Consider the following 4377-nt stretch of genomic DNA (forward strand, 5'->3'; position numbering starts at 1 on the left):
CCCCATATGGCTCTGGGCGGCTTGACGCCTCGAGCCTTCGCCAACCAAGCTGCCATAGCCCGAGAACTTGCATAGGCCGTGGACCACAAACGGGGTCAACTCCAGACCGACAATGCACTAACTTCGAACCTGTGCTACCGAATGGGGGCAGGCCGAAACGTCAGCGTGTCAATACCACGCTATTTGCGGCGTCCGCTCCAGATGAGGAGCTGGAACAGGTCACGTTAAAAACGGCATCGTTGTAGTCCTTGTCGTCAATCAACCCGCCCATGTCATTCCATTTGTAGGTGATCTTCCTGCCAGGCGTCTGATTGCAATTGACTGTTGCGTTGCTTGGAGCGCCCAGTGAGCAAAAGCCGTTACTGAGCAGTCCGCCCTGCGTTGCCGTTTGAAGGCTACAGTTGAACAGTTGCAACGCATAGGCGGCGGAGGACGGCGGAACAAGATGGGAGTAGAAGATGTGGCTGCTTCCAGGAGCGGCACCATAGCCATTGCGGCCATAGCTCGAGATTCCACCCGTAACGTTCTCCAAAGCGAACCCGATCTTCTGCCCCGTTCCGATAATGGCGGAAATATCTTTGGAACTGCTACCTGATGTGTTGGAAAAAAGTAGATTCAAGTCACTGTTATTGGGAACTCCGTTGTTAGCTGGCACGACGTACCAGTAGATACTGTTCGCATCAGCAGAATTGCTGGCGAAGCTCGACAGTGAGAATGCCAGCTTATAGCCGGCGCTTCGTGCCTCCGACATGACTGTGACGGCAGTCTCGCTGAGCACCATCGAAAGGATGGAGTTCGGGACCCGCGCCTGAGCCGCCACGGCGACGCTGTAGACAGCTGCGTTCGCTAGACTCGGCGTTACGGTGAAGGTCGCGTTCGATGCATAGGGCATCCGTGCGATAGCACTGGCCATGAAGCGAGTGGCGGTCGCCTGAGCCGTTGAACTTGCGGTGGCCGAAACGTAGACGGAAGCGCCCGCCAATGCCGCGCTGTCAGTCGCCGCCTGAAGCTCTGAGCGAAGTTGGACCGCCCGCATCATGTCGAGACCACCTCCCGCGATGAGCAGCACAGGAACGAGCATCACCCCGAACCAGACAGCAAAAGTACCCCTGCAATCACTCGAGAAATAGCGAAGTGTGTCGCGTGGCGAGAAGGCGACCGGCATCCGCATGCTTTTAGCTGCCGTATGTAACGGCTGCTCCGGCGCGCGGACGCGCCAGGGCGGAGACCGAGAAGGTCACGTTCAATGCAAGCGGAAAGGTCAAAGGTGATGCGTAACGGAAGCTCGCCTTGACAACGATCACGCTGTCGCCGGAAGCAGTCGTAACGGACGCGGCATCGCTAGCAGCATTGGCGATCGCTGAGACAATGCCGCAACTCGTGTTAGTCCAGTCGACTTTCCGTACCGTGTTGACGTAACTCACGCTAGCAACCGATGCTGCAAAGCCCGTGGTGTCGAGCGGTAGCAGAGAAAGCTTGGCACCTCTGCAGTAATCCGCGACCTCCGAGGCCGTGACGCTCGCCTGCTGCGAAACGAGATCCGCGAGGTTGCGCGTGGCAGCACCGGCGAGCATCCGTGCGCGCGCAAGCGCGAAGACCTGGAAGCTGCCGAGCATCGCGATCAGGATAAACGGAGCAATCAGTGCGAACTCAACCGCGCCGACGCCAGCTTCGTCAGACCAATACTTTCTTGTCAGGTAGCACATCAGTAAGGCTCGTTCTGAAATGACAAAGTTGTCAATAGAAGAACGTTCGCATCAAAGCCAACACCCTTCAGAAGACCTGATACTGGCGCCTTACTATAGCCAATCTGAATCACGACGTCAGATCCAGAGCTGCCGGAAGCGAATCCGGTCTTACTCAATGTTCCAGTGCTAGTTGATATTGCAGGCGAAAGGCTCGCAAAGCTTGTACCCGATTGAACATAATAGACGATCTTATCACAAGGAATAAACGGTGAAGCCTTCGCGCAGATCGCCGCCTTAAAGGTTGCCTCATTCACCGATCCGATCCTTAGCAGCCGACTTGCATCACGCGCCGCGTTATCCAAGGTGCTCAGCATCAGCAGGCACAAACCAACTTCGATCCAGGCGAGGATCATCGCCAAGAAGCACGGAGTGATCAGCGCGACCTCGACGGCTGTCGCCGCGCGCCTATCGCCGATGAAGTTGGTCCACAGCTGGCGGCTGCGGTGCAACCCGGTGCGTACTCGGAGGAAAACAGTTGTGCACGAGCGATGCATCTGTGCTCTCTTGATATTGTGATCCGTGCCGAGACGATCGACCGAGATCGTCGAACCAATCTTCATTCTGGATTGCTGAAGCTGGCTGGATCCGGATCGCACGTGCTCCGAACGAAGGTAGAATTGTAGAGCTGTTCGTGCTGCCCCATCAGGGTAAGGATTTGCGCACGCAAGCCCGCATAGGAGTCTTGCATCTGCCGGAAATTGGCATTGGTTGCCGTCTGCAGGTCACTCAGACGATCGAGATCGTCCGTCTGCCCTTCCGCTTCGAGGACGTGCGCACTTTCCCGCAACGCCAGAGCTCTCACCTGACGTTCGATGGCCTGCAGGGCTGCGACCTGGCCCACGATGTAGTCCTGCGCATCCATGAGCTGCGCTACACTTTTCTGAAGGGTTCGCCGGATCTGGATCACGTTCGACATGGAGCTGAAATCGTTGGCGGGGACCATGATGGCAGTACCTCGATTTGATGCTGTTTGGCTCTTGGGCCGGTGATCCTGAGCTCGCCCGATGGCGCGTCCGCATTGACGAGGCTTGGCTTACGGGCAACGTTCCTCTGACCTGACCGAACGCCGAGTTCGTTCGATCAGGCCGAGGCGTTTCAGAAGGAGTCTGCAACGGTCATCGCGGATTCCATGCTGGCTAGGGGTCAGACCGGCAGACGGCCTTCCTTCATGCCGAACTCGAGGAAGTGGTGCAGCGGATCTATGCCAGCGGCGGCAACATCCGGATTCGCTTCGAGGTAAGCGTTCGTGTGGAAGCTGGGTCCCGGATCGCGACCCTCGCGCCATCCATACTCCTGGTAATGGATCAAAGGATTTGTGCCGCTGGCAGCGACATCGGGGTTCGCGGCGAGGTAGGCGGCCGGGTCAAAGAGCTCATTGGGTGCCCGTCCTTCCTTGGCGCCGAAGTCGAGATAGTGCCGGAAGGCAATGCTCTCGGGCGTGACACCGCGCGTCGCAGTTTGAGCTGCCATCGCAGCGACGTCGGGATTCTCGGCAAGGTAGAACTCAACGTCGAAGTCTCTGATAATGTGGGAACTCTCGCCTTCGTAAACGGTACGGCCTTCCCTCTGACCATGCTGAAGGTAATGCTCCAGCGCATTAGCTCCAGCCGCTTTGACATCAGGATTCAGGGACAGATACGCCTCAGGTGAGAATTCAGAGCTTGGACTGCGGCCCTCACGTTCGCCGTAGTTGAAGTAGTGCTCTAAGGGATTGACCCCGGCCGCAGCCACATCTGGATTTTCAGCCAAGTACTCGCGAGTATGGAAGTAAGCGTTCGGATCGCGTCCCTCCTGCCAGCCGAACGTTTCGTAGTGTGTGTCGGCATCAACATGGGCCTTCCACACATCTAGATTGTTCGACAGGTACCAAACGTCATCTACAAGCGAGTGCCCGTCGTTCTCTTGGATCGTACCATCCGTGAAGTGGAGGGTGCCGATGCCGCTGATGTCGTGGCGCGCTCCGTCCGGACCCGTAAGGACGAGAGCCTCCCCAGCCAAAGTCACATGAGCATCGACGAAGGCAAAGCCGAACGTTGCCTCGGTAACTGGAGCGACACCCTGCAGGGAGACGCTGAGGACCGCCGAGCTCGATAGACCCTGTCCATCCGAGACGGTGTACGTGAATCCCTCAGTCGGCGCCTGCACACCGTTGCCGACGTTGTTGGCTCCGATCGCCTGATAGCTGTAGTGCCCGTCCGCGGAGATCTGAAGAGTGCCGTGGTCCGAGACGACTGTGGCGGTACCGCTCTTGGGAACCTCAACGGTCACGCCGTTGGCGAAGCGTACCGAGGTCACGTGTAGTACATCGCCGGCATTCGGGTCGGTGTCGTTGCTGAGTACGTTGCCCGTCACTGCCGGTGCATGTGTCACCGTCGAAACTCCATCCGATACCGCATGCGGCGCAGCGTTACCGGCACTGGCTGCGTCGATTGTCAGGGTCACTGGGGCGGAGCCCGTGCCCACGTTGCCGGCCGCATCGGCAGCGGTGGCCGTCAGGACGTTGTTGCCGTCCGCCAGCGGGGTGGTGGGCGTGAAGCTGAAGCGTCCATCCGTCCCGGCCAGCGCCGTGCCGAGCACGGTGCCGTTGTCCGCGATGGTGACGGTGGCGCCGGCCTCGGCCGTCCCCGTG

General features: G+C 58.6%; 5 protein-coding genes. All 5 read right to left on the bottom strand.

The genetic code is table 11. The features are described 5' to 3' along the window. Window positions 1-160 precede the first annotated feature (160 nt). On the bottom strand, window positions 161-1165 hold the full coding sequence (locus ASG63_RS24665) for a TadE/TadG family type IV pilus assembly protein (protein ID WP_162248657.1): 1005 nt from the start codon (window positions 1163-1165) through the stop codon (window positions 161-163). A gap of 10 nt (window positions 1166-1175) precedes the next feature. Next, window positions 1176-1706: a TadE/TadG family type IV pilus assembly protein gene (locus ASG63_RS19740; protein WP_056220555.1), complete on the bottom strand. Its 531-nt coding sequence runs from the start codon at window positions 1704-1706 to the stop codon at window positions 1176-1178. Next, window positions 1706-2308: a TadE/TadG family type IV pilus assembly protein gene (locus ASG63_RS24670; protein ID WP_082559417.1), complete on the bottom strand. Its 603-nt coding sequence runs from the start codon at window positions 2306-2308 to the stop codon at window positions 1706-1708. Before ASG63_RS24670 ends, ASG63_RS19740 begins: the two co-directional genes overlap by 1 nt. After that, complete coding sequence (locus tag ASG63_RS19745; RefSeq protein ID WP_156394267.1) at window positions 2305-2664, bottom strand: hypothetical protein; 360 nt, start codon at window positions 2662-2664, stop codon at window positions 2305-2307. Before ASG63_RS19745 ends, ASG63_RS24670 begins: the two co-directional genes overlap by 4 nt. A gap of 227 nt (window positions 2665-2891) precedes the next feature. Next, window positions 2892-4377 (bottom strand): Ig-like domain-containing protein (locus ASG63_RS25605; RefSeq protein ID WP_200957568.1); only part of this gene is annotated, 1486 nt, incomplete at its 5' end.

It is taken from the genome of Methylobacterium sp. Leaf94 (genome assembly GCF_001426045.1).
Taxonomy (GTDB): domain Bacteria; phylum Pseudomonadota; class Alphaproteobacteria; order Rhizobiales; family Beijerinckiaceae; genus Methylobacterium.

Bases quoted from the DNA above. Each gene is read 5' to 3' on its own strand.
- ASG63_RS24665 (WP_162248657.1), bottom strand. From the start codon at position 1,165: ATGCCGGTCGCCTTCTCGCCACGCGACACACTTCGCTATTTCTCGAGT.
- ASG63_RS19740 (WP_056220555.1), bottom strand. From the start codon at position 1,706: ATGTGCTACCTGACAAGAAAGTATTGGTCTGACGAAGCTGGCGTCGGC.
- ASG63_RS24670 (WP_082559417.1), bottom strand. From the start codon at position 2,308: ATGAAGATTGGTTCGACGATCTCGGTCGATCGTCTCGGCACGGATCAC.
- ASG63_RS19745 (WP_156394267.1), bottom strand. From the start codon at position 2,664: ATGTCGAACGTGATCCAGATCCGGCGAACCCTTCAGAAAAGTGTAGCG.